At 73.8% G+C, this 26086-nt stretch carries 21 protein-coding genes; 13 read left to right on the forward strand and 8 right to left on the reverse strand.

Going from position 1 to position 26086, the window contains the following annotated elements; genetic code table 11:
- Positions 1-130 precede the first annotated feature (130 nt).
- Complete coding sequence (locus IT780_RS03815) at positions 131-709, forward strand: maleylpyruvate isomerase N-terminal domain-containing protein (RefSeq protein WP_233412072.1); 579 nt, start codon at positions 131-133, stop codon at positions 707-709.
- 59 nt (positions 710-768) lie between these two features.
- On the forward strand, positions 769-1608 hold the full coding sequence (locus tag IT780_RS03820; protein ID WP_199509942.1) for a formate/nitrite transporter family protein: 840 nt from the start codon (positions 769-771) through the stop codon (positions 1606-1608).
- Here IT780_RS03820 and IT780_RS03825 read toward each other — a convergent pair.
- On the reverse strand, positions 1560-2294 hold the full coding sequence (locus IT780_RS03825) for a carbon-nitrogen hydrolase family protein (RefSeq protein ID WP_233412073.1): 735 nt from the start codon (positions 2292-2294) through the stop codon (positions 1560-1562). The genes IT780_RS03820 and IT780_RS03825 overlap by 49 nt on opposite strands.
- A 102-nt stretch (positions 2295-2396) precedes the next feature.
- On the opposite strand from IT780_RS03825, the gene IT780_RS03830 reads away from it, so the two are divergent.
- A complete protein-coding gene (locus IT780_RS03830; RefSeq protein WP_199509943.1) occupies positions 2397-2927 on the forward strand; it encodes a GNAT family N-acetyltransferase in 531 nt (176 codons plus the stop codon).
- A gap of 39 nt (positions 2928-2966) precedes the next feature.
- The gene (locus IT780_RS03835; RefSeq protein WP_199509944.1) at positions 2967-4211 is read left to right on the forward strand and encodes a saccharopine dehydrogenase family protein; all 1245 of its coding nucleotides are present in this window, start codon (positions 2967-2969) and stop codon (positions 4209-4211) included.
- 55 nt (positions 4212-4266) lie between these two features.
- Here IT780_RS03835 and IT780_RS42535 read toward each other — a convergent pair whose 3' ends face one another.
- From IT780_RS42535 to IT780_RS03850, 3 genes are all read right to left on the reverse strand, one after another.
- Positions 4267-5718 (reverse strand): GTPase, encoded by a 1452-nt coding sequence (locus IT780_RS42535; RefSeq protein ID WP_199509945.1) that lies wholly within the window; start codon positions 5716-5718, stop codon positions 4267-4269.
- A 442-nt stretch (positions 5719-6160) separates the two neighbouring features.
- On the reverse strand, positions 6161-8116 hold the full coding sequence (locus tag IT780_RS03845) for a dynamin family protein (RefSeq protein WP_199509946.1): 1956 nt from the start codon (positions 8114-8116) through the stop codon (positions 6161-6163).
- Positions 8117-8184: 68 nt separating this feature from the next.
- Entirely contained in the window at positions 8185-9054 is an 870-nt protein-coding gene (locus tag IT780_RS03850) for an IniB N-terminal domain-containing protein (protein WP_199509947.1), read from the reverse strand.
- 340 nt (positions 9055-9394) lie between these two features.
- On the opposite strand from IT780_RS03850, the gene IT780_RS03855 reads away from it, so the two are divergent.
- The 9 genes from IT780_RS03855 (at position 9395) to IT780_RS03895 (ending at position 20350) form a co-directional block, all read left to right on the forward strand.
- Positions 9395-10507: an Hsp70 family protein gene (locus tag IT780_RS03855; protein ID WP_199509948.1), complete on the forward strand. Its 1113-nt coding sequence runs from the start codon at positions 9395-9397 to the stop codon at positions 10505-10507.
- Positions 10504-13146 carry a helix-turn-helix transcriptional regulator gene (locus tag IT780_RS03860; RefSeq protein ID WP_199509949.1) on the forward strand — a complete coding sequence of 881 codons (2643 nt, stop codon included), beginning with the start codon at positions 10504-10506 and terminating at the stop codon, positions 13144-13146. Before IT780_RS03855 ends, IT780_RS03860 begins: the two co-directional genes overlap by 4 nt.
- Positions 13143-15038, forward strand: coding sequence for a sensor histidine kinase (locus tag IT780_RS03865; RefSeq protein ID WP_199509950.1), 1896 nt, complete (start codon positions 13143-13145; stop codon positions 15036-15038). The genes IT780_RS03860 and IT780_RS03865 overlap by 4 nt, the downstream gene beginning before the upstream one ends.
- Positions 15031-15432, forward strand: coding sequence for a DUF742 domain-containing protein (locus IT780_RS03870; RefSeq protein ID WP_199509951.1), 402 nt, complete (start codon positions 15031-15033; stop codon positions 15430-15432). The genes IT780_RS03865 and IT780_RS03870 overlap by 8 nt, the downstream gene beginning before the upstream one ends.
- Entirely contained in the window at positions 15429-16331 is a 903-nt protein-coding gene (locus IT780_RS03875) for a cellulose binding domain-containing protein (RefSeq protein ID WP_199509952.1), read from the forward strand. The genes IT780_RS03870 and IT780_RS03875 overlap by 4 nt, the downstream gene beginning before the upstream one ends.
- A 142-nt stretch (positions 16332-16473) precedes the next feature.
- The gene (locus tag IT780_RS03880; RefSeq protein WP_307831018.1) at positions 16474-18966 is read left to right on the forward strand and encodes a sensor histidine kinase; all 2493 of its coding nucleotides are present in this window, start codon (positions 16474-16476) and stop codon (positions 18964-18966) included.
- A gap of 41 nt (positions 18967-19007) precedes the next feature.
- On the forward strand, positions 19008-19427 hold the full coding sequence (locus IT780_RS03885) for a roadblock/LC7 domain-containing protein (RefSeq protein ID WP_199509954.1): 420 nt from the start codon (positions 19008-19010) through the stop codon (positions 19425-19427).
- Complete coding sequence (locus IT780_RS03890) at positions 19427-19780, forward strand: DUF742 domain-containing protein (RefSeq protein WP_199509955.1); 354 nt, start codon at positions 19427-19429, stop codon at positions 19778-19780. Before IT780_RS03885 ends, IT780_RS03890 begins: the two co-directional genes overlap by 1 nt.
- Positions 19781-19801: 21 nt before the next feature.
- The gene (locus IT780_RS03895) at positions 19802-20350 is read left to right on the forward strand and encodes a GTP-binding protein (protein ID WP_199509956.1); all 549 of its coding nucleotides are present in this window, start codon (positions 19802-19804) and stop codon (positions 20348-20350) included.
- Between the two features lie 265 nt (positions 20351-20615).
- Here the strand turns inward: IT780_RS03895 and IT780_RS03900 are convergent, their stop codons facing one another.
- The 4 genes from IT780_RS03900 to IT780_RS03915 all read right to left on the reverse strand — a co-directional run bounded on the left by IT780_RS03900 (position 20616) and on the right by IT780_RS03915 (position 25969).
- The gene (locus tag IT780_RS03900; RefSeq protein ID WP_199509957.1) at positions 20616-22478 is read right to left on the reverse strand and encodes a hypothetical protein; all 1863 of its coding nucleotides are present in this window, start codon (positions 22476-22478) and stop codon (positions 20616-20618) included.
- A 354-nt stretch (positions 22479-22832) separates the two neighbouring features.
- Positions 22833-24221: a tryptophanase gene (locus IT780_RS03905; protein ID WP_199509958.1), complete on the reverse strand. Its 1389-nt coding sequence runs from the start codon at positions 24219-24221 to the stop codon at positions 22833-22835.
- 9 nt (positions 24222-24230) lie between these two features.
- Positions 24231-25313 (reverse strand): tryptophan dimethylallyltransferase family protein, encoded by a 1083-nt coding sequence (locus IT780_RS03910; RefSeq protein WP_307831019.1) that lies wholly within the window; start codon positions 25311-25313, stop codon positions 24231-24233.
- Positions 25314-25408: 95 nt separating this feature from the next.
- The gene (locus tag IT780_RS03915) at positions 25409-25969 is read right to left on the reverse strand and encodes a DinB family protein (protein ID WP_233412074.1); all 561 of its coding nucleotides are present in this window, start codon (positions 25967-25969) and stop codon (positions 25409-25411) included.
- Positions 25970-26086: the final 117 nt, after the last annotated feature.

Consider the following 26086-nt stretch of genomic DNA (forward strand, 5'->3'; position numbering starts at 1 on the left):
CCCATGACCATCCGTCCGAGATACGAGGAGACCACCACGCACGTACCGCGCGATCCGGCTCCCTAACCCACACCGTCCCCGGGGGACGAGGCGCCCTCCTCGTCCCCCACTCCCCTGTCACACTGCCGCCATGACCCCGATCACCGGACGGCACGTCGAGCAGGCCGTGCAGGAACTGCGGCGGGTGCTGACCCCGTACGCATCGGGCGACTGGGACGTCCCGGCCGGCTCCCTGACCTGGACCTGCTGGACCACCGCCGCCCACGTCGCGCACGATCTCACGGCGTACGCGATGCAGCTCGCGTCGTGCGAGCCGCGCCGCTACCTCCCGCTGGACCTGCGGGTCCGGCCGGGCACCCCGCCGGACGACATCCTCGACATCATCGGCGCCGCCGGGCACCTGCTGGCCACCGGTTTGTCCGCGGCACCCCCGGACGCCCGGGCCTGGCACTGGGGACCCACCGACGCCTCGGGATTCGCCGCGCTCGGCGTGAACGAGACGCTGGTGCACACGTACGACCTCAGCCAGGGCCTCGGCATCGCCTGGCTCCCCCCGGACGATCTCGCCGCCCGGGTGCTGGACCGGCTGTTCCCCGACGCCCCGGCCGGCGATCCCGCACCCGTGCTGCTGTGGTGCACCGGCCGGATCGCCCTGCCCGGCCGACCCCGCCGCACCTCCTGGAAGCTCGTCGCGGCCATCGATGACTAGGCGATCCGCAGCGGGGTAACCGGATGCCTACTCAGCGTCCGGTAGTCAGGGAGGGCCCGATGGCGACGAAGGAACCCGCCGAGATCGCCCACGCCGCGGTGGCGACCGGGGTGAAGAAGGCCGACCTGCGGTGGGACAAGACCCTGGTCGGGTCGTTCCTCGCCGGCGCGTACATCGCCTTCGGTGGGCTCGTGGCCATCTCCGTGTCGTCCGGTCTGGACACGAAGACGTGGGGCAGCCTGCCCACGCTCTTCACCGGGGCGGCGTTCACCCTGGGCCTGGTGCTGGTCCTCATCGCCGGCTCGCACCTGCTGACCGGCAACATGCTGCTCGTGCCGATCGGCGCCATGCAGGGCCGGCTCACCTGGCGCGACATCGCCACGAACTTCACCCTCGTGCTGATCGGCAACGTGGCCGGCGCCGTCTTCGTGGCGTTCTTCCTCGCCGTGCAGACCGGCGTCATCGGCCACGTCGGCAGCGACGCGGGCACCTCCGGGGCGATGACCTACGACCGGCTCGCCGCGATCGCCCAGGCCAAGGGCGTGCACGAGAGCAACTGGCAGATCTTCCTGCGCGCGGTCGGCTGCAACTGGCTGGTCTGCCTCGCCGTCTGGATCTCGCTCGCCGCGGACAACGTGTCGGGCAAGATCCTGGCCATCTTCTTCCCCATCATGGCGTTCGTCGCGATGGGCTTCGACCACGTCGTCGCCAACATGTTCTTCCTCCCGGCCGCGATCTTCGCCGGGGTGCCCGGCCTCGGCTGGGACGACACCCTGCGCAACTGGGCGCTGGCGTTCGTCGGCAACCTCGTCGGCGCGGTCGTCTTCGTCGCGACGTCGTACTGGTACCTCTACCTGCGCGACGAGCCCTCCGAGGAGAAGCCGCGCGAGCTCACCTGACGACCCGCCGGCAGCTCGGCGACGACCACCTCGCCCGGCCCGGGCCCGGCCTGGGCGATCACCGAGCCGTCCGGCCGCCAGAACCCGGAACCACCCGCGCCCACCAGCGGCCCGTCGGGCCCGGCACCGCACGACAGCACCACGGGTACGCCGTTCGCCGTCGCCCGGCCCACCATCCGCTCGTCGCGCGGATCCTCCGGCGAGTTGAGCGTGGTGGCGACGTACACCTCGGCGCCCGCCGCGACCGTGGCGGCGGCGTGCTCCGGGATCGACGCGTCCCGGCAGATCGCCAGGCCGAGCCGGAGGCCGTCGAGGGGCAGCACGACGTGCTCGCCGCCCGGCGCGAACCGGTCGTCCTCCGGCGGATGCAGGTGGATCTTCCGGTACGCCACCGTCACCCCGGAACCGTCGACGAGCAGCAACGCGATGTGCTCGCTGCCCTCGGCCTCCCGCACCGGCGCACCTGCGAGGGCGTACGCGCCGGCGTCCGCGCACGCCGCCACGATCGGCGCGAGCCGGGAATCACCCGGGTCGACGGGAGGCGCGTCGAGGTTGTAGCCGGTGAGCGACAACTCCGGGAACACCACCAGCCGCGCCCCGGCCGTACGGACCACCCGCGCGTGGGTGGCGGCGTTGGCCGCGACGTCGTACGCGACGACCGGGGGCTGGGCGACGGCGATGCGCAACGGTTCTCCGCGGGTCTGCGACGGGCTCGATCCGACCGGCAGCGTACGCGAGGCGCCGTAAATCGCTGGCCCGCGCCCCCGTGGCCGCCTACGGTCCGCGCCATGCAGATACGCCGCGAAGAGCCCGGGGACCACGAGGCCGTACTGGAGGTCAACCGCCGCGCGTTCGGCGACCAGGGCGCGGTGGTGGCCGCCCTCGTCGACGGCCTGCGCCGCGACGACCCGGAGGCGCTGTCGCTGGTCGCGGTGGACGGCGACCGGGTGACCGGGCACGTGATGTGCACCCGCAGCCTGCTCGACGCGCCGCCGCGGCTGGTGGACGTGCAGGTGCTCAGCCCGCTCGCCGTGCTGCCCGGGCACCAGCGGCAGGGCACCGGCTCCGCGCTGGTCGGCGCCGCGATCGAGGCCGTGGCGGCAGGCGGGGCGCCGCTGCTGTTCCTCGAGGGCGACCCGGCGTACTACTCGCGGCTCGGCTTCACACCGGGCGGCGAGCACGGGTTCCGCAAACCGTCGCTGCGGATCCCGGACGCGGCGTTCCAGGTCGTGCGGCTGCCCGCGTACGAGCCGTGGATGACGGGCACACTGGTCTATTCCGCCACGTTCTGGGAGTACGACTGCGTCGGGCTCCGCTGAGATCGCGCGTCGCGGTGCCATGCCGCAGAATCGATGCGCATGAGGGCACACGACATCGTCGTCTACGGCGCCACGGGATTCGTCGGCGCGCTGGTCGCGGAGTATCTGGCCGGGCACGCACCCGAGCAGACCCGCATCGCGCTGGCCGGGCGGTCCGCCGAGCGGCTCGAGCACGTACGCCGCCGGCTGGGCGTGCAGTGGCCGGTCATCGTTGCCGACGCCTCCGACGAAGCCGCCCTCGCCGACCTCGCCGCCGCCACCCGGGTCGTGATCTCGACCGTCGGCCCGTACGCGAAACACGGCCGCGCCCTCGTCCACGCCTGCGCCGCCGCGGGCACCGACTACGTCGACCTCACCGGCGAGGTCCTGTTCGTCCGCCGCAGCATCGACGACAACCACGACCTGGCCCGCAGCACCGGCGCCCGCATCATCCACTCGTGCGGCTTCGACTCCATCCCGTCCGACATCGGCGTCCACGTCCTGCACGCCCAGGCGGCGGCCGACGGCGCCGGCGAGCTGACCGACACCACGCTGGTGGTGACCGCCCTGCGCGGCGGGTTCAGCGGCGGCACCATCGACTCCATGCGGCACCAGCTCGACACCGTGGCCAAGGACCGCGAGCTGCGGCGGATCGCGGCGAGCCCGTACTCGCTGACCCCCGACCGCACCGCGGAACCGGACCTCGGCCGCCAGGACGACCTGGTGACGCTGCGCGGCGACCAGGTCGACCCGTCGCTGCGAGGCAACCTGGCGCCCTTCATCATGGCGTCCTACAACACCCGCGTCGTGCGGCGCAGCAACGCCTTGCGCGGGTACGCGTACGGCCGCACCTTCCGCTACCGCGAGGCGATGAGCACCGGCACGTCACCGCTGTCACCGGTGCTGGCCGCCGGCATGAAAGCCGGAATGGGCGCGCTGGTGCTGGGCCTGCGGCTGCCACCCACCCGCTTCGTGCTGGACCGGGTGCTGCCCAAGCCCGGCGAGGGGCCGAGCGAACGCACCCGCCGGGAAGGACACTTCACGGTGGACATCTTCACCCGCACCACGACGGGGGCGCGCTACACGGCCCGCTTCCGGGCCAAAGGCGATCCCGGGTACGCGGCCACGGCCCTGATGCTCGGCGAGGCGGCGCTGGCGCTCATCCACGACCGGGAGGCGCTGCCCGAATCGGAGGGCGGGGTGCTGACGCCCGCGACGGGCCTCGGGGACGCGCTGGTGAACCGGCTCCGGGCAGCAGGCGTCGAGATCACGGCCCGCGCCCTGACCGGCACCCCCACCCGGTAACCCGGGCCGCCCCCGCCCGGCGATTTCCTGACCGCCGGGCCGTCCTCCGCCCGCCTTATGCGGCGGGGATGCCCTCGGTGAGCTGCTGCAGCATGCCCTCGCAGCTCTGCACCACCACCTGCGCGGCCCGGCGGCTGTCCGGACCGGCCTCCTGCGCCTCGTGCCGCCACCGCTCCGCGGCCGCCTCGGCGTGCGCCCACAGGTGCTCGGGCGGGGTTTCCGCCGGCACGCCGAGCCGCTCGAACACGGTGGGCCCGTCCCCGCCGGCGAGCCGCCGCGCCTCCACCGCCAGGTCGCCCGGCAGGCCCGCACGGCGGGTCCGCAGCGCCGCCAGCAGGCGCAACTCCTCGAACTCGTGCGCCCCAGCGACCACCCGCTCCACCTGGCCCAGCAGGTACGCCGATTGCGGCCCCGGCTCCCGGTGCGCGAGATGCTCCACGGCCAGCAGCGCGACCCGCGACTTCAGCACGTCCCGCCGCGCCGAGAACAGGTCCGCGACGGCGGTCTGCAGCTCGGCCAGCCCGCTGTGCCGCAGCAACGCCTCGGCAAGCGCCGCCGTGTCGTGCGCCCCGGACCGTACCAGCGTCGTGGCCAGCCGGATCCCGGTCAGCCCGAGCCGGTCGAGCAGCCGCTCCCGGCGATCCGCGGGCGGGGCGACGGCGGTGCCGGCCGCGCGGAACCGGTCCACGGACAGCAGGTACGGCTCGAGCTCCGCGCGCGGCAGGGTGCTCAGCCCGGCCACGGCGTCGAACTCGTCCTGCCGCAGCGTGCGGGCGGCGTACCCGACGAGACCCGACACCGCCAGCGCATCCTGGCACACCACGGTCAGGTCCGGCTCCCGCCGCCGCCGGCGGGCGATCTGCTTCGCGGCCAGCAGCGCGTCGACCCGCCCCCCGGCGGTCTCGTCGGCCCGCGACAGCACGGCGACCACGTGCAGCGCCGCGGTCGCCGCCGCCCATCCACCCCGCACCGGCGGCACCCGGCCGAGGTCGGCGGCGGCGAGCGTACGGCTGAGGAACAGCACGGCATCGGCTTCCTGCCACAGCTCGCCGGCAGCCGCCCATCCGGCATCGGAGGCGCTCAGGCCGGGCGTGTCCAGCAGGTGCGTGTGCCGCAACGACCGGCTCGGCCACTCGACGAGAATCTCCAGCACATCCCCGGGTACGCCGACGACCCGCAACCCATGGTCGTCGCGGTGCAACGGCACCTCGTACGGCGCACCCCGCAGCGGACGAACCTGCGCCCGCGGCTGCGGCCCGTCCGAATACCACGTCCGGTGGCCGCCGTCCCCATCCGTCGACAGCGCGACGCCCTGCCCGACCAGCGCGTTGACCAGCGTGGACTTCCCCGCGCCCGGGGTACCGGTGACGGCGAGCCGCAACGGGCCGGCGAACCGCTCGGCCTGCCGGTACAGCCACGCCTGCGCCGCCGGGTTGCCATGGTAGATCCGGATCGCCTCGGCGAGCAGGTCATGAACGCGGGCCGGCAGATCCCCCGTCCCCGTCACGCCGACGCCGCCCGGGCAACATCCGCGCCTCCCGGCACCGACACGCCGGCCCCGCCCCGGCCGCGCCACGCGGGGTGCGTCACGGCGGGGTCCCCGCCACGCCACGCAGGTCCCGTCACGCCGGCCACGACCCGGCCACGACCCGCGGGCCCCGTCATCCCGGGCCCTCCCCCGTCACGCCCCGCGGGGCTCGTCATCCCGGGCCCTCCCCCGCCACGCCACGCGGAGCCCGTCACGCCGGCCCTGGCCCTGTCGCGTCGAGCCGGGTGCCTCACGCCGCACCCGTCCCGGCCGCACCGGGGCGGGTCCGTCAGGCCAGCCACATCCCGGCCACGCCGCGCGAGGCCCGCTACGCCAGCTCTGTCCCTACCGGGCCGCGCAGGGGCTCGGGCCTCGCAGGGCCAGACGGTGCCTCTGTTCGCGCCGGGCCGCGCGGGGCCGGTCATGCGGGTGCCGATCCGGGCGCGATTGCGGGGTTGCGGGCCGGGGCGAGCGCGACGGCCTGGGTGTAGAGCTCGGCGAGGCGGTCGAGCTCGTGCTCGATGCGCCGGGCGCGCTGGGCGCGGGCGGCCAGCTCACGGTCGGCCTCCGCCTTGGCGCTGCGCAGCGACTCCATGATGGCCTCGTGGATGTCCTCGGTGACGCCGCTGTAGTGGTCCCGCAGGGTGCGCTGCAGGCGGCGTACCGAATCCTTGGCGTCCTTGGCGAGGCCCACGAAGATCTGGTCGACGTGCCGCTGCACCGCGAGTTTCGCGGTGGCCTGACGGCGTTTGAGCAGCGACTTGCTCTCCTCGCGGATCGTGCGGCCGCCGAAGATCGCGCCGCCGCCGATGGAGATAGGGTTGATCAGCGACATGCCGGCGAGGCTGGTGGCGAGGCCGACCATGAGGATGCCGCCGTACGAGCCGCGCAGCCCGGTGAACAGCTTCTGCGTGGTCGTGAAGCGCTCGACCGGCGGGGCGTCGAGGTTGCCCGAGCGGTCCGGGACCTCGTCGACAGTGCCGGCGATCCAGGGTGGCACGATCTGGTCGGCGTACTCGGGGAACTGCTCGGCCACGCGGTGGGCCAGCCATTCACCGCGCTCGGCCAGCCAGGCGAAGCTGGACTCCGCCGCGTCCTGCACCGCCTGGCGCAGCCACGGCTCGAACTCGTCCCAGCCGTCCGCCGGGTCCACGGTGTCCAGCGTCTTCTCGGCCTCGGCCAGCACCGCGCGGGTGCGCTCGCGCAGGTCGTGCTCGATGTCGGACATGAGGTCGCCGGTCTCGTCGGCCAGGCAGTTCTGCCACCGGGTGGTGATGCGGCGCAGGTCCTCGAGCCGCCGCTGGGCGTCGTGCAGCTGGGCCACCGCGTCGGAGGGCTCGGCGCTGTGCCGCAGGTCGGCGCGGAGCGGCTTGGCGATGCGCTCGGCGACGAGGCGGGCGATCAGCGAGACGGTGGCGCGGGCGAAGTCGTCCTGTTTGGTGCTCACCGAGTGCTGGAGGTGGTTGATCAGGTGCGGGTAGCCGGACTCGTCGTTGAGCGGATGGCTGCCGGAGCGGACGGCGTGCTCACGCAGGGTGCTGGACAGGGCGATGACGGTGGCCGGTACGCCCGCGGCGGTCAGCCGGTCGCGGGTGTGCGCCAGGGTGTCGCGCCAGCGCGGGGCGACGTCGGTCTTGGTGAGCGCCACGAGCACGTGCGGGTACAGCCGGGCGAGGTCGGCCAGGACGTCGACCTCCGCGGTGGTGACCTCGCGGGTCGCCTCGCAGGTGAAGAGCACCAGGTCGGCGCACGCGTAGGTGACCAGTCCCCGCAGGTCGGCCACGGCGTCACGGCCGTCGTCGGGCAGGCCGGGCAGGGCCGGGGTGTCGATGAGCACGAGGCCGGAGGCGAGCAGCGCCCGCGGGACCCCGACCTCGGCGTGCAGGAGCGGCGCGGCGGCCGGCGGCTGGGCGAGCACAGCCTCGGCGAGGGCGTCGGGCAGCCGTTCCGTCGGCAGGTCGATCCGCCCGTGCGGCCCGGGTGGCTCCGTCCACGACGCGGTGGGACCCGCCCGCGTGACGAGCTGGGCGGTCGGTGTGTCGCCGTGCCGGACGACGGTGGCGATCGCGGCGGGCGAGGCGCCGGCAACCGGGCATACCGGCGCGTTGATGAGGGCGTTGACCAGGTGGCTCTTGCCCTGGCCGGCCGCGCCCGTGACCAGCACCCGCAGCTGCGGGTGCAACAGCTGGGCCCGCCGGCCCGACAGCCACTCCTGCAGATCGCCGCGGTGGTGCGCGGCGCTCATCTGGATGGTCGCGTCGAGCACGTCCAGCCAGAGCGCCGTCTGCGCCGCGGGACGGAGGTCACCGCGGCCGTCGGCCTGCACCGGTGAGATGGGGGCGACCGGCGCCGTTGCCCCCATCTCCCAGCGTTGCATCGTTGCTGTCCCTCGCATCCGAGTCATGGCCTGGCCTGCGCCGGCCGGTCAGGCCCGACCCGCGGTGCTCAGAAGAGCAGGTCGGTCACGGCGCCGTGCGCGTCGTGGCCGGCGTCCGGCGCGGTGTGGTGTCCCAGCCCGTCGACCAGGCCGCCCACCGTGTGGGTGGCCCCGTCGGCGATCCCGGTGACGCTGTGCACCGCATCGTGCGAAACACCACCGAGCGGGTCGGAACCGGTCACCGAGCCGACGACCGAAGAGACTGCCGGGTCGAGGTGCGCCACGTCAAGGTCCGTGACGTGGGCGACGTCGATCGCCGAGGTCACGCCCGTGACGCTGTGGACGGTGGTGTCCAGGGTGGCGCCCGCGTCGACACCGGTCGACGCGATCAGGTGGTCGCTGTCCGTGACGACGGTCGCCGCTACGCCGGTCGACGCCGAAACGCCGGCGTCGAGGCCGAGACCCGGGTCGTGCACGACCGACAGGGCGTCGTCCACGGCCGGCACGCTGGGCGTGGGGACCGTGACGACCTGCTCGACGCCGACGACGTTCACGGCGGCGACCTGCGGCAGCAGGCCGTCGCCGGCGACCACGACCGTGCCGGCACCGGCCACGGACAGCTCGGTGGCGGTGGCGGGGTGCGCGGCCGACAGCTGGGCGGTGATGAGCTGCAGGTGGGTCACGGCGCCCGTGACGTCCACATCGGCCACGCCGCTGGTGACCTCGGAGACGCCGAGCGGTGCGGTGACGGCGGCGACGTCGGCGAGCGGGGCGAAGTCGACGACGAGCGGGATGACCTCCTGCACGTCGGCAGCGGTGACGTCCTCGAGCCCGGCGTCCTGCAGCACGCCCTCGGGGTCGTGCTCGAAGGCCGAGCGCGCGACCGGGTCGTAGATCAGGTTGAGGACGAAGTCCTGCAACGTCGGGGAAGAATCCATGGTGGCCTGCTCCTACGTGGTGGTCTGTGAGTCGTGCTGGTCTCTGGGTCGTGTCCGTCCGCGGCCGGCGGGGTCGGGGCCGCGTCGGGAGGCCGGATCGTCACCCGGCGTGGGCCCACGGTAGAGATCGGAGCGCTCCGGGGGCATCGGGGCGCACACCCCCTCCTGATGGTCGCCACAGGGTGTTTCCCCACCGGGCAGCGTTAGGGGCTTAGGGGAATCCACAGGGGCGAAGTTGGGGGACGATCTTCGATGCCCGGTCTGGTACGAACGTTAGGGTTCTGCCCACCCACCATTGATCGCCATCGGTGCCGGACACCGGAGGCGGAAAGCGAGATCCGTGCCGTACCTGCTGGGGATCGAGATCGGGGAGACCACTGTGGCCGCAGCCCTGTGCCGGCGGAGCAGTCCGCCCCGCGGGCGCGCGCCGCAGGCCGCCGGTGAGACGGCGTGGGGCCCGGCCGAGCCCGTGACGCTGGGCGCCTCCGCGCCGGTGGTCGCGACCTCGCTCGCGCTGTCGCCGGGCGGCGATCTCGTCGCCGCTGACGGAACGGCGGGTGGCGCGGGTCAGCGGACCTCCGGCTCTGCGGGCCATCGGGCCTCCGACCCTGCGGGTCAGCGGGCCTCCGGCTTCCTGCACCGGATCGGCGACGACGTCGCGGTGCGGCTCGCCGGCGAGGCGGTGCGGCCCGAGACGCTGCTGGCCGGCATGGTGGGCTGGGTGGCCGGCCGGCTGTGGCAGCTGCAGGGCAAGGCGCCGGACCGCATCGCCGTGGCCCATCCGACCGGCTGGGGGGCGTACCGGCTGGGGCTGGTGCGCACCGCCCTCGACGAGATCGGGCTGGGCGACCCCGCCCTCGTGCCCCGCGCCGGCGCGGTCGTCACCGGCTTCCAGGCGGCCGGACGGCTGCCCGCGGGCGCCACGGTGCTGCTCGTGCTGCGCCTCGGCGGCGCCGGCCTCGAGGTCTCGCTGATCCAGCCGCACGCCCCCGGGCAGTACGAGTTCATCACCTCGGCGTGGTGCGCCGACCTGGCCGGCTCCGCCCTGGACACCGCGGATGCCGCCGGTCAGCGGGCCGTGCTGCGGGCCGCGGTCGACCTGGCCACCCGCACAGTCGCTGCGTGCGCCCTCGCGCCGGCGGACGTGTCCGCCGTGCTGCTCGCCGGTTCCGCGGCTGGGCACCCGCTCTTCACCGACCTGCTGGCACAGGCATTCCCGGCACCTGTCCTGCAGCTGGGCGACCCGCGGCTCACCGTGGCATGCGGCGCGGCGCTGGCCCTGCGACCCCGATCCCGCCCGGAGCCCACCGACGGGCCGGTCCTCCCGGAGTATCCGACGGCCGAGGCGCCGCTGATCACCGCCACGGAGCCGCTCCCGCCCGGCCCGGCCGGAGCCATGCCACCGCCGCGCCCGCCCGTACGCGTCATCGAGGCACCGGTGGTGCGGCGATGAGCCCGATGGTCCGGACCGGTTCCCCGGCGCTGCTGAGCCCGGTTGCGGCGGCCCTGGTCGCCCAGGTGCACGACGACCCGTCGGCGCCGCTGAGCGTGGCCGTCTGTGCGCCCGGTGGATACGGCAAGTCGGCGCTGCTGCGCGAGATCGCGGCCGGCTACCGGGCGGCCGGCGTGCCCGTCGGCACCCTCTGGCAGCCGGCCGGTGGCGACCCCGACGATTCCGTCCTGCTCGTGGACGACGCCCACCTCGTCGACGACGAGCGGCTGCGTGACCTCGTCCGGCTCGCCGACCGGCCGGGCGCCCGGGTCATCGTGGCGTACCGGCCGTGGCCGCGCCCGGCGGGGCTCGCGGCGTTGACCGAGGTGCTGCGGCGGCGGCAGACCCCGGTGTCGCTGCCGCCGCTCGGTGAGGACCAGGTGCGGGCCCGCTGCGCCGAGCTCTGGGAGCACCCGGTGCCCGCGGAATGGATCCGCTTCCTGCTCGTGCAGAGCGGCGGCGTCCCGCGGTACCTGGACCGCCTGGTCACCGGCCTGGCCGCCGGGAGCGGCGTGGCCGGCACACCCCTGGAGCGGGCGCCCGAACCGGCCCTTGCGCCGTTCGCGGCCGACCTCGACGAGGTGGACGCCGACACGCTCACCGTGCTGCTGGCCGTCGAGGCGGGCGCCGGCCTGTCGCTGACCGTGGTCGCCGCCCTGCTCGACCGCGATCCGGAGCAGGCGACGGCGTTGCTGGCGACCGCGAAGGCGACCGGCATGCTCGCCGCGTCGGGCGCGCTGGTGCCGCTCGCGCGGCAGGCCCTGGCGATGCACGGACCGGTCGCCCAGCGCATCGACATCCGCCGGCGCATGGCGGAATGGCAGCTGGCCCGCGGCGGTTCGGTGCTGCCCCTGATGCGTTCGCTGCTGGCGCTCCTGCCGCAGGCCGGTCCGGAGGCGCCGGAGGACGAGCCGTCGGTGGCCCTCGCGCCCGGAGCGCAGGCCACCGGGCTGGGCGACGCGTTCCTGGCCGCCGGCGACGAAGCGCTGCAGGGCGACCCGGCCCTGGCGGCGCAGTTGTTCGACGCCGCATCGCGGGCCGGCCACCCGGCCGGAGCCCGGCGTGCCCTGGCCAGCGCGCTGGCCGGCGATCTCGAGCTCGCCTCGTTGCTGGCCGACCAGGTGCTCGCCACCGGGCCGGCGAGCCAGCGTCCGGACGCCGCCTGCGTGGCCGCGGCGACACTGGCGCACCGCAACCAGCTGGCCCGCTCCGTCGAGCTGTACCGCTGGGCGACCCCCAGGCTCGCGGCCGGCTTCGGTACGGTCGGTCTCATCGGCACCGGACACCCGGAGGCGGCCGGAAAGCTGCTGTCCGCCACCCCGGATGATCCGTCGGCGGGGCCACCCACCCTGCTCAGCACCGCCGCGTCGGGGATGGCCCGCGGGGCGTACGAGTCGGTGCAGGGCTCCCCGATGGCGGCCCTGTCCGCGCTGGTGCAGGCCGCCCAGCTGCTCGAGCCCTCCGGCTCGGCGGTACTGCTGCCGGACAGTCCCGCCGCGCTGGCCGCCCTCGTGGCCCTGCACTGCGCCGAGTTCCAGTCGGCGCAGACCGTGCTCGAACGCGCGCTGGAGACGAACCTCGGCGGCCCCCTGTTCGTCCGCCGGCACCGCCTGCTGCTGGCGTGGACGGCGATGGCGCAAGGTCGGCTCGCGGCCGCCGCGGAGCTGGCTGCCCTGGCCGGCGTGCCCACGGGCCCCGGCGCCGAACCCGGCCCGGCCGGCGCGCCCGGCCGGGACCTCGTGTTCGCCGCCGCCCTGCGCGCCGGCCTGGCCCGCCGCGCCAGCGACATCGCCGGGCTGCAGGCGTCCTGGCCGCAGGCGCGTCAGTCGCTCATCGGCCAGCCCGTCGACCTGTACACTCTGCTGCCGCTCGGCGAGATCGCGGTCGCCGCGGCGCGGCTGGGTGAGACCCGGCAGGTGCGGCCGGCGCTGCTCGCCGCCGACGACCTGCTGGGCCGGCTCGGCGAGCCGGTGCTGTGGAGCGCGCCGCTGCACTGGTCGCGGCTGCACGCCGCAATCCTGGCCGACGAGCGGCCGGCGGTCGAGCGGCACGTGGGCGCGCTGCGGGAGCGCCGGGACGACAGCGCGTACGCCGCCGCGCTGGCCGCCGCCGGGCAGTGCTGGCTGGACATGCTCTCCGACCGCATCGAACCGGATGCCGTCGAGGCGGCCGCCCGGGGGCTCGCCGAACTCGGCCTGAGCTGGGACGGCGCACGGCTCGCGGGCCAGGCGGCGATCCGCACCACCGACCGCAAGGCCATGACCCTCCTGCTCGACTGCGCCCGCTCGCTGCAGGCGCGGCAGGCCCCGGCGGACGGGCCCGCGACCCCGGGACGCCGCGGCCGGCCGGGGCAGGCGGCGCGCCCGGTGCTCAGCGACCGGGAGGAGGAGGTGGCCGCCCTGGTGCTGGCCGGGCTGACGTACAAGCAGGTGGCGGACCGGCTCTACATCTCGGCGAAGACGGTCGAGCACCACATGGCCCGGATCCGGCAACGGCTGGGCAGCGCCGACCGGGGCGAGCTGCTCGCCCAGCTGCGGCTGATCGTCCGGGTCCCGGCCGACCAGGAAGCACCGTACGGCCCCGAGGGGAGACTGCCGTGACCAGTACGCGTGTCCGGTCGCGGCTGTGGGCGTGGACCGCCGGCGGTCTGCTGGTCGTGCTGTGGGCGGCGGCCGCCGTGCCGCTGACCCTCGACGCCGCCGGGGTGGTCCGGGCGCACGCCACCACCCGGCAGCTCGGCGAGCCGGTCGACGCGGTGATCGTGCAGCTGCAGGAGGAGCGGCGGCTGTCCGCCGGGTTCCTGGCCGACGTGGTGACCCGGGACGCCCTGGCCGCGCAGCGCCGGCGCACCGACGACGCCTGCACCCGGCTCCGGGACACCGCGTCGGGCTCGCTGTGGCGGACGGCCGCCGGTGCCCGTACGGCACGGGCCACCGACGACCTGGTGCGCCGCCTGGACGAGCGGCAGAACGTGCGAGCCACTGTGGACGGCGGCAAGCCCGGCGTCACCGCCGTGGTCGACAGGTACACCGCGCTCGTGGCGACCGCCTTCACCGGCGCGCCGTGGCTGTGGCCTGACGGAGAAAGCCGCACCGGCTCGGCGCTGCTGGGGCTCGGCCGCGCCCGGGAGGCCCTGTCGCAGGAGGACGCGGCGGTGATCGGCGACCCCGGCGGCGCACGGTCGGCCGAGGTGCGGGCCCGGGTCGTCCGGTTGGCGACGACCCGGCGGGTCCTGCTGGCCGAGGCCGCGGACCGGCTGCCGGCGAGCGCCCGAGAGAAGTACGACGCGCTGGCCGCGGAGCCGAGGACCACCACGTTGGCGGCGTGGGAGGACCGCCTCGCCGCCGCGCCTCCCACGCAGGCCTCGGCGCCGCCTCCGGCGCTGGACGCGTACCGCACGGGGCTGCGTGACCTGGAGGTCGCGGCGGTGCGGCGGGCCCGCGAGGACGCCGTGCCGGCCGCGGTGGTCACCGTGGCCGGGGCGGGGCTGCTCGCCGGGGTAGGGCTCGTCGCGGTCATCGCCGTGCTGGTACGCCTGCGGCGCGGCTTCTCCGGGTCGCGCAGCCGGAAGGCGGCGACCGCCTCCTCCCCGCCGGCGGATGCGCACGAGCTGGAGCTGGTGCTCGAGCAGAACCGACGCAACCAGGCCCTGCTGCACCGCCAGCTGCGCATGCTCGACAACCTGCAGCGGCGCGTCGGCGACGACGGCACGCTGGGCGAGCTGTTCCGCATCGACCACCTCGCCAGCCGGGTACGCCGCAACGTGGAGAAGACCATCGCGCTGACCGGTGGCACGCCCGGGCGCCGGTGGACCGTACCGGTGCCGCTCACCGAGGTGGTCCGCGCGGCCGCCGCCGAGGTGCCGGGGTTCGAACGGGTCTCCACCGCGCAGGTGGAACCGGCCGCCCTGGCCGGCACGGCCGTCGTCGACGTCATGCACCTGCTCGCCGAGCTGGTCGAGAACGCCGTCACGTTCTCGTCGGCCGACACCCGCGTCCGGGTGAGCGGCGCCTGGGACGCCGACGGGTACGTCCTCACGGTCGCCGACCACGGCCCCGGCATGGACGACGACGACCTGCGGGCAGCCGCCGACGTCCTCGCCGCCACCACGCCGCCGCCCACCCGCGCGTGGGACGGCCTGTACGCCACGGGCCGCCTGGCCGACCGCTGCGGGGCCGCCGTGGCCCTGCGCAACGCCGACGGCGGTGGCCTCCTGGCCGAGGTACGCCTGCCGGCCGCCCTGCTGCACGAGGCGGCCGGGGCCACCGAGGCGACCATCGGCCTGCCACCGGCCGACCCGGCCCCGGAGGCGTCCCCGGCCCCACGCCGCAGGACGATCCCGGCGCAGCGGCTGCCACCGGGCGCGTCCCCCGCACCGGCACGCCCCGCACGCCCGGGTCCCGGGACCGCGCCGCCGCAGAAACTGGCGCCGGGAGCCACGCCGCGGAAGAAGCCGGGTACGGGCGTGACCACAGTGGGCACCGATGAATAGCCTCCGCGCGGCGCCGGTGCTGCCCGGCGGCGGCCCCGAGGACGCCTGGTACGACGACAACGCCGGCCCGGTCGTGCGCCTGTACGCGATGACCGGCGGCCGGGCGCACCCGGGCGACCACGGCTTCACGGTCAGCACGCTCGTCCAGCGCACCGAGGAGCGGGCGCCGGTCTCCACGCTGTCCCCGGAGGAGTCGGCGATCCTGCGGCTGTGCGCGCGGGCGTTGTCGGTCGCGGAGATCGCCGCGTACCTGACGCTGCCGCTCGGGACCGTCCACGTGCTGCTCGGCGACCTTCGCGACGCCGGGCTCGTCCGGATCCCGCAGCAGCCGGAGGAAGACCACCTGTCCCTCGCCGTCATGCAGCGGCTCCACGAAGGGTTGCTGGCGCTGTGACCGAGGACAGAACCCCGCCCCCGCACGGCACGACGCCGCACGGGATCACGCCCGACGCGACCGCGCCCCACCCGACCGCGCCCGACCCGACCGCGCCCGACCCGACCGCGCCCGACCCGACCCGGCGGGAACGCCGCTCCCCCTCCGTCATGCTGCTGGACGCCCTGATGCGCCTGGCCGTCGCCGCCCAGTCGGGACCCCAGCCCAAGCTGCGGCCGGCCGGGCGCGGGCGCCGCGGCACCGTGGGCTGGCTGGTGGCGGGGGTTCTGCTCGCCGTGGCCGGCACGGCGGTCGTCGTCGCGGTGGTGGTGCGCGGGCCCGGCGACCTTGCCTCGCTGCCGCCGCGCGCGCCGGACAAGGCTCGGGTGGCCGAGCCGGCGCCGTCGACCGCCCGCCCCGGATCGACCACCGCGGCGCCCACGTCCGCGGCCACCACGGGCGTGACGTCGCCCTCGGCATCGTCGGCGTCGACTGTGCCCGTACCCGGATCTGCTGTTCCGCCCTTGCCACCCGGGGCCGCGACCCCCTCGTCCGCGGCGGCTGGGTCGGCGCCGCTGGCGGCGCAGTACCGCTTTCCCGGCGGCGGGACGGGCCTGCTCGGGTACGACGCCGAGGTCACGATCTTCAATCCCGGCGCGGCGCGGCGGCGCGGCTGGGTGCTGACGCTCACGCTGCCGCGGCCGACGCTGCAGATCGCCCGGGTGTCCGGGGCGACGGCCCGGCAGGACGGTTCGACGTGGACGTTCGAGCCGGACGACACCACGCGGTCCGTGCCGGCGGACGGATCGGTGCAGGTGTCGTTCTCGGTGCTGGGCGCGACCCTGCTCGACGCCGCACCCCAGGACTGCCGCATCGACGGCGCCACCTGCGCGCGACCGGACGACCCTCCGCCCGCCTGACCCGCTCACCCGACCAGCCCCGACCGACCAGCCCACCCGACCCAGCAGGCCCGACCAGCCCCGCCCGACCAGCCCAGACCGAATGGCCCGGACCGAGCCGCGCGACCCTTCCCCTCCCCGACGACCGAAGATCGCGAGCACAGTGACCAAGAAACCCCAAACCGACGAGGCCCTCCGCGGCCCGGAGAAGCCCATCAAGCGGCGCATCGCCCGGCTCATCCTCGTGCCGGGCATCGCGGCGCTCGTCCTCTGGCTGGCCACGTCGTCGTACCTCGTGTTCAACGGCTACTACGACCGCGAGGTGGCCAACGGGGTGCGGCAGGTGTCTATCCCCGCGGTCCGCACCCTCGCCGCGATCCAGCGCGAACGCCGGGACAGCATCAACTACCTGTCGCACCCGGCGCGGGACCTGCAGTCGCTGATCGCGCAGCGGCAGGAGACCGACGACCTGGTGGCGAAGCTGCGGACGGCCGCCGACCCGGTCCTGAGCCGGGCACCGCGCTCGATCGACGTCCGCTGGCAGGCCTTCTCCGACCGGCTGGACCGGCTGCCCGGGGTGCGCAGCACCATCGACTCGGGCCGGGCGCTGCGGCAGCAGACCACGGACTTCTACAACGACCTGGTCGACTCCGCCATCGACCTGTTCGACACGCAGGCCCGGGTGGTGCCGGATGCCACGGCGACGCAGGGCGGCATCACCGCGACCGACACGTTCCGCGCCGGCGACCTGATGTCGCGGTCGAGTTCGCTGATCTCCGGGGCCCTGGGCGCGCAGAGCCTGAGCCAGCAGGACCATCTCCGCTTCGTGACCATGGTCGGCGCGTACCACACGACGCTGGAGACCGCGGTGCCGCAGCTGGAGCCGGAGGCCCGCGCCCAGTACGAGCGCATGACCGCCACCAGCGAGTGGAAGGCGCTGACGGCCGCGGAGAACGTGCTGATCTCGGCCGGGCCGTGGAAGGGCAAGGTACCGCGGGCGATGCAGCTGAGCGGCGTGCAGTGGGACGCGGCCGCGGCGGCTGTGTCCGACCAGCTGGTGGCGCTCACCGTGACGCAGGCCGACCGGGTGTCCATCAAGGCGCTGCGGACGGGCAACAACCAGTTGCTGGCCGCCGCCATCGGCAGTGCGGTGGCGCTGCTCATCGCGGTCGGCGCCATCGTGTCGGCGGTCCGGCAGTCGCAGATTCTGGTCAACCAGGCGCTGTCCGTACGCCTCGCGCAGCTGGGCAAGGACGCCGTGGCGGTCGTCGACGAGCGGCTCCCGGCGATCATCACGCGGCTGCGGAGACGGGAGAAGGTGGACGTCGCGCTGGAGCTGCCCAACCGGGACTACGGCCGCGACGAGATCGGGCATCTGGCGACGGTGCTGAACAAGTCGCTGCACGCGGCGGTGGACGCGGCCGTCGAGGAAGCCACCACGCGCGCGGCCGGCATGGCGATGCTGATGGGCGTCGCCCGGCGCCCGCAGCGGCCGCTGCAGCACGGCCTCAAGGTCATCGAGGAGTTGCAGAACCGGATCGGCGACGAGCAGATCCTCGCGGAGCTGTTCGACATCAACCATCAGCTCACCCAGACCCGCCGGTTCCTGGAGAACCTCATCATCCTGGCCGGCGGGCAGACCGGGCGCCGGTTCTCCCGGCCCGTCCCGGTGCGCCGGGTGCTGCTCGGCGCGATCGCCGAGACCCGGCAGTACCAGCGGGTCACGCTGCGCCGTACGCCGGACGTGGCGATCAGCGGCCCGGCCGTCACGGGCATCACCCACCTGCTGGCGGAGCTGCTCGACAACGCGCTCGTGTTCTCCCCGCCGGACTCGGAGGTGTGGATCAGCTGCACCCAGGCGCACCACGGCGTGGTGATCGAGATCGAGGACGCCGGCGTCGGCATGACGCACGAGGCGATGGAGCAGGCGAACACGCTGCTGGCCACCGCGCCCACCCCGGACCTGACGGGCCTGAAGGGCGGCGCGCAGATCGGCCTCTGGGTGGTCGCCGAGCTGGCGAAGCGCGGCGGGATGCAGGTCACGCTGCGGACGTCGGCGTACGGCGGGGTGCTCGCGGTCGTGCTGCTGCCCGCGACCGCCCTGGCCCCCGCGGAAGACGTGCGGCAGCTGGGCGAGCCGGACGACCCGCGGCACCCGGCGGAGCCCGGCGCGGACGTCCTGCGGCGCCCGTTCGAGCCGGACGGGCAGCTGCCGCCCGAGGAGGAGCCGACGGCGGCGATCCCGGCGCGCGTCGCGATGCCGGCGGTCGAGCAGCCGGCCACCCCGCTGAGCACCCGGTCCGCTCCGGTGCCGGTGGCAGGCGCCACCGCCATGCCCACGGCAGGCGCTACCGCCGTGCCCACGCCAGGCGCTACCGCCGTGCCCACGGCAGGCATCGCTGACACGACGACGGCGGCCGGGTCACCCGCATCGAACGGCGCCGGACCCGGCACCGGGCGGCCGCCGCTCCCTGTCCGGCGCCCGCAGGAGCATCTGGCGCCGCAGCTGCGCGACGAGACGGGCGGTCCCACGCAAACCGCCGCGCCCGTGTACTCGCCCGAGGCCGCCCGTAACCGCCTGGCCAGCTACCAGAAGGGCTGGCGGGCCGGCCGTACCGGTGAGATCAAGCCGCCCGGCCCCAAGCCCGCAGAGTGACATCCCTCCCCGCAGCACAACCCACGAGGACAGGAAGAACCATGGAACCGACCCCGCACAACGACCTCACCTGGATGCTCGACGAGCTCACCGCCGTGGACCAGGTGCTGCACGCGCTCGTGCTGTCGACCGACGGGCTGGTCGTGCAGAAGTCCGCGTCGCTGGACCGGGACGCCGCCGAGGTCCTCGCCGCCGCCGCGTCGTCGCTCTACAGCGTCGGCGCGGGCGTGGGGCGCCGGTTCGCCAGCGGCCCGGTGGACCAGATCATCGTGGAGTTCCAGGACCGGACGCTGTTCATCGCCTCGGCCGGGGAGAACGCCCGGCTCGCCGTGCTCGGCGGCGAGGACGTGGACATGGGCACGGTCGCGTACGAGATGGGCCGCCTGGTCACCCGCATCGGGCAGTACCTGGGCGCGCAGCGGCGCGACGGCGCGCCGCTCAACGGACACGCCGCGCGCTGATGGACGCCGGTGACGCCCGCGACGAGTCGGAACGGCTGGTGCCGCTGTACGTGCTGGTGAACGGCCGGACCACGCCGCGCAACGCGGCGCTGGACCTGGCGACCCAGGTCGTCGCGTTGCCGGCCGACACGACCGTGCTGGAGCCGGAGTACCAGCAGATCCTGCGGCAGTGCCGGGACTGGATGTCCATCGCGGAGATCTCCGCCTATCTGGGGCGGCCGCTGACGGTGGTGAAGGTGCTCGTCGACATCCTGCTCGAGCAGGACTACCTGGCCCTGGGCTCCGCCGCGCAGCAGACCGTCTACGACCGTGCCCTGCTGGAGACGCTGCTCTGCGGCCTCCAGCGGCTCTGACCTCAAGGACTCGACAGCACAATGGAACGCACATCCGTCAAGGTCGTCATCGCCGGGGGTTTCGGCGCCGGCAAGACGACCATGGTCGGTTCCGTCAGCGAGATCCCGCCCCTGACCACCGAGGAGGTGATGACCGAGGCCAGCGTCGGCGTCGACGACCTGGCGGGCCTCGAGGAGAAGAACCAGACCACGGTCGCGCTGGACTTCGGCCGGATCACGATCAACAGCGAGGTGGTGCTCTACCTGTTCGGCACGCCGGGCCAGGACCGCTTCTGGTTCATGTGGGACGAGCTGGCCCAGGGCGCGGTCGGCGCGGTGGTGCTGGTCGACACGCGGCGGCTACCGGCGAGCTTCGCCTCCGTCGACTACTTCGAACGCCGTGGCATCCCGTTTGTCGTCGCGGTGAACACGTTCTTCGGGGAGTGCTCGTACACCGACGACGAGATCCGGGGGGCGTTGCAGCTCAACCCGGAAGTCCCGCTCACGCGCTGCGACGCGCGGCAGCGGGCCTCCGCGGTGGACGTGCTGATCCTGCTCCTGCAGTACGTGCTGGCCAAGCTACCGGCTTAGCCGGACCCGGACCCGGACGCGCGGCAGCGCAGCGGCGGCGCTGCCCCGTCCGGCGCTGCCCGGCCGCCGAGTGGGGTGGGCCCATGCGGGGCGGCTGGCTAAGTCGGGCGGCAGGCCGCAAGGACGGCTGCCAGTGCGAGAACCCGCTCGCCACGCCGTCGTCGCCGACGCTCCGGCAGACTTCCTCAAGGGTCCAACCGCCGATACTTACCTAGCGCTCGATGCCTTGTCGGCAATGTGCACGAAAACGCCACCACCGACAGGTCTAGCGCCGGCCCCGGTTGCCGGCCCGCGCGAATCCGAAGCTGCGGCCGAGGTGGTCGAGGGCATCGGCGGCGAAGGGTTCAATCTGCTGACGAGTCAGCCCGATGGGACTCGTGATACCCACGGCGAGGGCACGCGCGGTGCGGACTCGCGCCCGGCCAAGCTGCGCGAGATCGACCATTTCCAACAGTTGGCGGGGCCGAGGGTCACCCATGTTCACGGGGCGTTCGTTCTCGATGTAGAACTCGATGCGCGATGCCCCGGCGGGAACAAGTGACAGTGGATCCGTCGATGCGGTCACCAACAACCCGCTGGTGCACACGGACCAACCGGCCTCGAGGAAAGCGAGGATTTCGTCGAAGGTTACTGCCAGGTCGCCGGGGACGGGTGTGTAGCCGTTCGCCGTGGTGGTGGAAGGTCGGATGGCGTCGAAGTCGATGCGGACTTCGGCCATCACCGCCGCGTCGACGCTGTAGCTAGTCGGCAGAGCGATCTGCAGACCGGCCCGGATTGCAGTGCGGCCATCCGGGCCTGCGACCAGGTATTCGTATGTTGCCTGCTGGCCGGTATTGCGGAACTCCTCGTCAACCTCGCTCCAACCTGAGCGACTCCGACCGCCATAGCGTTGCCTCAGAACGAGCAGGAAGTCGTCCAGACCGGATCTGGCGACGGCGTCGAGCATGCGTTCGCGACCATCGTCCGTGATCTGCAAGTCGTCGCCGCGTATGAGGACATGCCCGCTCACCGCGAGTCGCAGATCCATGATCGCGTCTGTGCGGGAGTCGACACGCCAGCCCCGCGTCCGGCTTGCTTCGTCGTCGAAGACGATGTCTGGCTGCCATACGGCACTCCCGTCGCAGCGACGGACGAGGCGGCCGCGCCGCTCGTCCCGGAAGGGGCGTCCCCAGTCGCCGCCGACCAGGAGGATCTCAGTCCAGTCCGGTCCGATGTAAGGTCGGCCGGTGGCCGGTGCGAGAGGAAAGCCGATGTGTTCCACTCCGCCGCGACGCCCGCCGACTGCCTGGATCTGGTCCCACACCATGCGATCCATCGCCACGACCGGGTACCCCGCGGGGGCGCAGAGGATTCGCTCGACGCGGGTAAGGCCGCCGTCGAATGGTTGCACGTAACCATCGCCGATCTGCTCGACGAGCGCCCGCGGATCGCCGAGCAGATCTGCTCCGCCCACGGCATCGACGGTCGTCTGGAACGCGGCCTCATTGCCCGGCTCACCTGGCCGGATGGTTCTCTCTCGTGCGTCCACGTTCACGGTGACTGTCGGCGAGGCAACATTGACCGCAATTGGGTTAGTGAGCTGCTTCAACAGCTCGGCGATGACTTCGCTCGGCGTGATGAGGCCAGCGTAAGACGTGCGCACGGCGGGGTATCGGTCCAGCAACCGACTGATCTGCTCAGCGTCCCAGACCCGCCAGCCGAGAAGACCGATACGGTCCTGATACTCGGCCATCAGTCTGTCGAAGGCGTCTTTGCTGCCGGTACCAGGGGTACTCGACAGTGAGATGTTCGTCGTGAAGACAAGATACTGCGGCCGTTGGCCGTAGGAGACGCGACGTTTGGCGGGATTTGCCCAGTCTTCAAGTTCGGCTTTGACGCGCCCGAGAAACCATCGATTGTCAGCCTGGGTCGTTCCAGGCCGGGCCTTGTATTTGGCCTGCAAAACCCCGTGACCGTCCCACGGGTGCTGCGGGTCAGGGAACGGGACGGGACCGTCGAAGGTTGCTTCTCGGCCTCCGTCCGGCCCGTCACCGAACACCTTGAGGCCCGGCCCCAATACGCACAGCGCGAGTGCTTGGCTGAGCGACTCGAACCCGTCCGCACCCAATTTGCTGAAGTCGTCAGGCACGCCGTACATCATCGGCGAGCTCTCACGGAAAGGGTGTGAAGAAGCCTGGCGTGGCGGCGGTCGATGCGCACTGGCATTCGATGGTGATCACGCAACGTACAGGAGCTGATCCAGACCGGCACCGGCAGGTGCCGGTTCGACTCTCGACCCAGGCGACCGCGGCGCAGGTGCAGCGCGGCGTAGACCATGGATGATCGATGCGCGTGCACGCTCACGGATCGCGTAGGCGCCCTTCATAAGAAAGGCGTCATTCGCCGATCAGGCCGTGCCGCAATCGCAGCGGGCAGCTCGGCATCATCGACCACAAGCCGACCGTACCCAGCCGACGCGGGTAAATGGCGAGTCACGGTCGCGCTAAGCGATCGGCTCCAGCCGGACCTTGAAGTGCCGCAGCAGCGCCGGCGCCGACACGATGCGGTAGCCCCGAACCCGTTCCGGGTCCTTCGCGATCCGGCCCAGCGTCTCGGCCACGTAGTCCAGATGGGCGTCGGTGTACACCCGCCGCGGGATGGCCAGGCGTACGAGCTCGAACGGCGCCGGCTGCAGCAGCCGGTGCTCGTCGTCCACCGCGCCGAGGTAGAGCGAGCCCAGCTCGGCGCAGCGGATGCCGCCCCGGAGATAGAGCTCGCTGGCCAGGGAGTGGCCGGGGAACTGGGCCGGCTCCAGGTGCGGCAGGAGCCGGCCGGCGTTGAGGTAGAGGGCGTGGACACCGGCCGGGCGTACGGTGTCCACGCCGGCCTCGTTGATCAGCGTGGCCAGGCGCGCGGTCGAGGCGGCCCGTGACCGCAGGTAGTGCACGTCGACGACCTCGCGCAGCCCCTGGGCGATGCGTTCCAGGTCCTGCCCGGCGAGCCCGCCGTAGGTGGAGAAGCCCTCGGTGGCGATGAGGTTCGCCTCGCAGACGGCGTACAGCTCGGCGTTGCGCAGGCCGATGAACCCGCCCACCGGGGCGAGGCCGTCCTTCTTGAGGCTGACCAGGCAGCCGTCGGCGAGCTGGAACGCGCGGGTGGCGATCTGCCGGGGCGTCCAGTCGCTGTAGCCGGCCTCGCGTTCCCGCACGAGCCAGGCGTTCTCGGCGAAGCGCGCGGCGTCCAGCAGGAACGGCACCCGGTGCCGCCGGCAGAGCGCCGCGACGGCTTCCAGGTTGGCCATCGACACCGGCTGCGCGCCGAGCCCGTTGTTCGTGATCGTCATGAGGACCAGGCCGACCCGGTCGCCGTCCGGGCCGGCCAGGACGTCCGCCAGCGCGCCCAGATCGATGTCGCCCTTGAACGGCTCGTCGCTGTCCAGGTCACGCGCCTGCGGGCAGGGCAGGTCGAGGGTGTGCGCGCCGGCCAGCTCCACGTTGGCGTGGGTGGTGTCGAAGTGGGTGTTGCTGACGCAGATCTGCCCCGGCCGCAGCAGCGCGGAGAACACGATCCGTTCGGCGGCGCGGCCCTGGTGCACGGGCAGGACGTGCGGGTAGCCGGTGAGGTCGCGTACCTCGTCGCGGAAGCGGAACCAGGATCGGGCGCCCGCGTACGACTCGTCGCCCCGGGCCGCCGCGGCCTCCTGCTCCGCGGAGGTGGCGCCGGTGCCGGAGTCGCTGAGCAGGTCCACGGTGATCTGGTCGGCGCGCAGGTTGAACGGGTTGTGCCCGGCGGCGGCGTACGCGGCCCGGCGCTCGTCCGCGGTGAGGAACGGGATCGGCTCGACCACCTTGATCCGGTACGGCGGCAGCACGGTGGACATCTCGTCGGTCATGGCGCTCTCCTACCGGGCCGGAACCCGCTGCGGGTTGGGGGCGCTCACCTGATACGCCTCGGACGACAGGTAGACGGTCATGCCGGGGCGCGGGACCCCGAGCCGCAGCGACACGTGGGCGAGCAGGCCGACGCCCTCCTCGAGCCGGCGGGACGTGACGGCCGCGATCGCGCGGTCCAGCTCCGCCGGGTCGAAGCCGTGCCGGTCCATCAGCCCGCGGACCCGGTCGTGGGCCTGCCCGTCGTCGCTGACGTAGCTGCGGATCGGCACGTACACGCTGTAGCCGATGGGCCGGTCCACGCCCGCCGCGTACGTGAAGCTGCTGATGATCGGCCGGCCGGCGTACGGGCCCGGCCCGGCGGCCTGCCGGCAGAAGCCGGTGACGGCGTCCGTGTCGACGCCGGGCACCATCGCGGCGGCGCGTGCCACGTCGGCCAGGTCGGCGTCGTGCTGGGAGACGTAGAGCTTGATCCGGGCGCTGTCCGCGTCGTGCAGGTCCAGCGCGAAGAAGGTGAGCCGGTCGGCGGCGCCGACCTCCCCCGGCCGCAGCCCGCGCAGCCGCACCGCTCGGTGCGCCGGGGCCGCCCCGAGCCGGCCGAGCGCCTCGGCGACGAGCCCGTCCGCGTTCGCCACCCCGCGGATCTCGGGGTTCAGGTACACCTTGAACTCGGGGGCGCGGCGCAGGATCAGCGAGTGCCACATGCCGAAGAGGCCCTGCGGCCGGTCGGTGTCGAACAGGTCGAGCACCCGGTCGAGCCGCGTCGTGGTCAGCCGGTGCCGGCGCGTCTGCCGGTGCAGGAAAGCGAGCGCGGAGGACAGCTCGGCAGGGCGGCTCAGGTCCGCCACCGCGGCCTCGGCCAGGATGCGCAGCGTAGGGCGGCCGTGGTGGTGGAACGCCACGGAGAACTCGATCGGGGTGTGGTCGTCGGCGATGTCCGAGGGCCAGGCGGGGCCCGCGTCGAGGGGGCGGGGGCCGGCCGGGCCGAGCAGGTCGGCGACCAGCTGTGCCGACATCACCGGGTCGGCCCCGGTCACCCGGCAGAGCCGGGTCAGCTGGTCGCGGACATGGCTGACGAGGGACGTGACCGGCACGTGACCCTCCACTGAGGACGCGATCACGTGATCATTTAATCAGTAGACATCGATCATTCCGCAATCTGTCTGACATTCATTCACTGTGGTGAATATCACTGGCCGGTGCGCCCGTCGATGCACTCGCGCAGCAGATCGGCGTGACCGCAATGGCGCGCGTACTCCTCGACCATGTGGATCAGCACATCGCGCACGGTGGTCTCCTCGCCGTGCCGGGTCAGGACCGTGGCGCCGAGGTCGGGTGCCTCGTCCAGCCACCGGTCGGCGGCGGCGATCCGGCCCTTCCACGTGGCGAACGCGTCCGCGGCCACCGCGGCGTCGCCGGCCGCACCGTCGAAGTCGACGTCCTTGCGCCCCTCCGACCAGTACGGAGGGGCAGCGTCGCGCTGCCCCTTCAGGCACTGCTCGAACCAGATGTGCTCCACCCGGGCCATGTGCCGGACCAGCCCCAGCAGGCTCATCGTGGACGGCGGCACCGACCGGGCCGCGAGCTGCTCCGGCGACAGGCCGCCGCACTTCAGCTCCAGCGTGAGCCGGTAATGGGCCAGGTACTCCCGGATGGTCGCCAGCTCACCGACCGGCTTGCCCGCCACCCGCGGGTCCTCGCCCTGCGGCGCCCACATCCCGTTGTGCCCCACCACGTGCTCACTCGTCATGATCCCCACCCTAGAGACCCCGGGGGCCGCGGCACACGCCGCGACCCCCGGCCGGGGGGGCGGGGGGGGGCGGGGGGGGGGGGGCCGGCGGGGGGAGGGGGGGGGGCCGCGTAGCCC

It is taken from the genome of Nucisporomicrobium flavum, from assembly GCF_016464385.1.
GTDB classification, from domain to species: Bacteria; Actinomycetota; Actinomycetes; order Mycobacteriales; family Micromonosporaceae; genus Actinoplanes; species Actinoplanes flavus_A.

Excerpts from the sequence above, each read along its gene's own strand:
- IT780_RS03815 (WP_233412072.1), top strand. The coding sequence starts at position 131 with ATGACCCCGATCACCGGACGGCACGTCGAGCAGGCCGTGCAGGAACTG.
- IT780_RS03850 (WP_199509947.1), bottom strand. The coding sequence starts at position 9,054 with ATGGATTCTTCCCCGACGTTGCAGGACTTCGTCCTCAACCTGATCTAC.
- IT780_RS03885 (WP_199509954.1), top strand. The coding sequence starts at position 19,008 with ATGGAACCGACCCCGCACAACGACCTCACCTGGATGCTCGACGAGCTC.
- IT780_RS03870 (WP_199509951.1), top strand. The coding sequence starts at position 15,031 with ATGAATAGCCTCCGCGCGGCGCCGGTGCTGCCCGGCGGCGGCCCCGAG.
- IT780_RS03835 (WP_199509944.1), top strand. The coding sequence starts at position 2,967 with ATGAGGGCACACGACATCGTCGTCTACGGCGCCACGGGATTCGTCGGC.
- IT780_RS03890 (WP_199509955.1), top strand. The coding sequence starts at position 19,427 with ATGGACGCCGGTGACGCCCGCGACGAGTCGGAACGGCTGGTGCCGCTG.
- IT780_RS03895 (WP_199509956.1), top strand. The coding sequence starts at position 19,802 with ATGGAACGCACATCCGTCAAGGTCGTCATCGCCGGGGGTTTCGGCGCC.
- IT780_RS03860 (WP_199509949.1), top strand. The coding sequence starts at position 10,504 with ATGAGCCCGATGGTCCGGACCGGTTCCCCGGCGCTGCTGAGCCCGGTT.
- IT780_RS03830 (WP_199509943.1), top strand. The coding sequence starts at position 2,397 with ATGCAGATACGCCGCGAAGAGCCCGGGGACCACGAGGCCGTACTGGAG.
- IT780_RS03845 (WP_199509946.1), bottom strand. The coding sequence starts at position 8,116 with ATGCAACGCTGGGAGATGGGGGCAACGGCGCCGGTCGCCCCCATCTCA.
- IT780_RS03905 (WP_199509958.1), bottom strand. The coding sequence starts at position 24,221 with ATGACCGACGAGATGTCCACCGTGCTGCCGCCGTACCGGATCAAGGTG.
- IT780_RS03915 (WP_233412074.1), bottom strand. The coding sequence starts at position 25,969 with ATGACGAGTGAGCACGTGGTGGGGCACAACGGGATGTGGGCGCCGCAG.
- IT780_RS03820 (WP_199509942.1), top strand. The coding sequence starts at position 769 with ATGGCGACGAAGGAACCCGCCGAGATCGCCCACGCCGCGGTGGCGACC.